The sequence below is a fragment of the Devosia insulae DS-56 genome, from assembly GCF_000970465.2.
Classification (GTDB): Bacteria; Pseudomonadota; Alphaproteobacteria; order Rhizobiales; family Devosiaceae; genus Devosia_A; species Devosia_A insulae.
The window spans coordinates 1-2,797 of record NZ_LAJE02000356.1; the positions used below are offsets into that span (position 1 = coordinate 1).

Here is a 2,797-nt window from a genome sequence, read left to right on the forward strand (position 1 = left end):
CTCCCCCGCTACGCGGTGGAGGATCACGGAGAGTTCAGCGACTTTCATTTGCAATGCCCCTGCCCTGCCGCTGGTCGAGCGCCATCAGCGCCATCAGTTTTTCTTCCGTCGCGTCCACTGCCGGCATCTCGCCGGTGATCCGCCCCTGCCGCATGGTGACGATCCGGTCGCTCACCGCCAGCACTTCGGGCAGCTCGGACGAGATCACCATCACGGCGATGCCGCGCGCTGCGAGCTGCACCAGGATCTGGTGCACCTCCGCCTTGGCCCCGACATCGACGCCGCGCGTCGGCTCATCGACGATCAGCACTTTGGGGTCGCGCGCCAGCCAGCGGGCGAGGATCACCTTCTGCTGGTTGCCGCCCGACAGCCCGTCAATCGACTGGTCCGGCGACGCCATGCGGATGGAAAGCGCCTTCTTGTACTCGGCCAGCGCGGCACGCTCCTTGCCCTCGGCCATCAGCCCGAGCCCGTTGGAATAGGCCCTGAGCGCCGCCACCGAGAAATTCTGCAGGATGCCCAGCATGGAAAAGATCGCCTGGTGCTTCCGATCCTCCGGCACGAGGCCAATGCCCAGTGCGATCGCGTCGGCGGGCGAGGCCGGCGCAATCGCCTTGCCATCGAGCGTCACGGTACCTGCGGCAATCCGGTCGGCTCCAAAGATGGCGCGCGCCAGCTCGGTGCGACCGGAACCGACCAGCCCGGCCACGCCGAGAATTTCGCCGGCCTTGAGGTCGATATCGACGCCATCGAGCACGATCGCATGCGGCGCCTCGGGGTCGCGCACTGTGCGCAAGCCCCTGACGCTGAGCCGCACCGCACCCGCAGCGTTGCGCTGCGTCGGTCGGGCGTAGAGTTCAGATGCCGCCCGCCCCACCATCTTCTCGATGATCTGCGGGATCGGGATCGGCGTGTCGGTGCGGTTGAGATGGCCGGCGAGCCGCCCGTCGCGCAGCACCGTCATCCGGTCGCAGATCGCCGAGGCTTCCTCCAGCCGATGCGTCACGAACATGATGGCGACGCCCTCGGCGCGCAGCTGCTTCATGATTTTGAGCAACTGGCTGACCTCGGTCTCGGTCAGCGCCGAAGTCGGCTCGTCCATGATGATCAGCCGGCTTTCGAGCGACAGTGCCCGGGCAATTTCCACCAGTTGCTGCTCGGCCACCGACAGCGCCGACACCGGCGTGTCAGGGTCGATGCCGAGCCCCACCCGGGCGATGATGCCGGTGGTCTCGCGCCGCATCCGCCGCCAGTCGATGATGCCGAACGCCCCCAGTGGCGCCCGGCCGATGAAGATGTTCTCGGCCACCGACAGCGTCGGGATCAGGCTCAGTTCCTGGTAGATGGTGACGATACCGGCGCGCTTGGCTGCATCCGGGCTGTGCGGTCGATAGTCCGCGCCATCGAACACGATGCGCCCGCTGGTCGGCGGCTGCGCCCCGGAGAGAATTTTCAACAGCGTCGATTTGCCCGCGCCGTTTTCGCCGAGCAGCCCGAGGATTTCTCCCCGCCGCACCTCGAGCGAAACGTCGTTGAGCGCCACAACACCGGCAAAATGCTTGGAGACGCCGACCACTCCGAGAAGCGGCAGCGCGAGTTGTTCCGCGGCGGCGACTGCAGCCATCGGTCCCCTCCCGATAGTTAGTGCCACTGGCGCACCAGCAGTGGCGATGCTTGCACATCGGACCACTGGCGCGCCAGTTGGCGGGAGGAAGTTTACCCGGCTTCGCCGATACGCTCGGCCTTGTCGAGATTGTCCTTGCCGATGACCACCGGGGTCAGCAGCACCAGCTTCTCGGCCGGCTCGGTCTTGTCCTTGGCATAGGCCACCGCGATCCGTACCGCGGTGCGCGACTGCTCGCCGGGGAACTGCTCGACGGTGCCGGCGAGCGTCCCGTCACGCACCGCGACCAGCGCTTCGGGCAGCGCGTCGAAGCCGTAGATCTTCACGTCGGTGAAGCCACGGGCCGCGCAGGCCTCGATGGCGCCGAGCGCCATGTCGTCATTGGCGCAGACGATCGCATCGGGCTTGCCGTTGGCGGCAAGGCCCGCCTCGGTGACCGACAGCGCTTCGGCGCGGGCGAAGTTGGCGGTCTGCTCGAAGATGATCTGGTACTTGTCCTTGATCGGATCGATGACGTTGTGCACGCCCTTGTTGCGATCGATCGCCGGGCCGGCGCCGGGCTGGCCCTGCAGGTGGAAGATCTTCGCGCCATTGGGGAAGGCGTCGACCATCGCCTGCGCTTCGGCCTCGCCGCCCTTGACGTTGTCGGCGCCGACATGGGCGAGGATGCCCTCGACCCCATCGACGCGACGATCGATGGTCACCACCGGCACACCGGCCTGCACCGCCTGCTCGATCGCCGGCGCCAGCGCATTGACGTCAAGCGGCGAGATAACGATGGCGTTGACCTTCTGCACGATCGCCGCCTCGATATCGGCCGTCTGCTTGGGCGCCGAATTCTGGCCGTCGCTCTCGATGATGTTGACGCCCTGTGCTTCGGCCTCAACTTTGATCTGGTTCAGCATATGCACGAAGAACGGGAAGCCGAGACTGGGCACCGAGCCCAGGATGGTCAGCTTGTCCTGCGCGAAGGCAGCAGGAGCAGCAACGGCGAGCGCACCGAGCGCCACCGAAGACAACAGGAAACTGCGTCTATCCATGAATCTATCCTCCTCTGAGCGCCCGACGCGGGTTGTTTGACCTCATCCGCGGGCAGAGAGAAGCTACTTGCTCGCAAACGTTTGCGCAAGCGCTGACATGTTAGTGTTTGCTTCGACTTTGGTGGAAATGCTT

At 65.8% G+C, this 2,797-nt stretch carries 2 protein-coding genes; both read right to left on the minus strand.

Annotated features, from left to right (window positions below; translation table 11 throughout):
• Positions 1-34: 34 nt before the first annotated feature.
• Positions 35-1,624, minus strand: a complete 1,590-nt coding sequence (locus VW23_RS23500; protein ID WP_069911921.1) for a sugar ABC transporter ATP-binding protein — start codon at positions 1,622-1,624, stop codon at positions 35-37.
• A 92-nt stretch (positions 1,625-1,716) separates the two neighbouring features.
• Positions 1,717-2,664, minus strand: a complete 948-nt coding sequence (locus VW23_RS23505; protein WP_069911922.1) for a substrate-binding domain-containing protein — start codon at positions 2,662-2,664, stop codon at positions 1,717-1,719.
• Positions 2,665-2,797 lie beyond the last annotated feature (133 nt).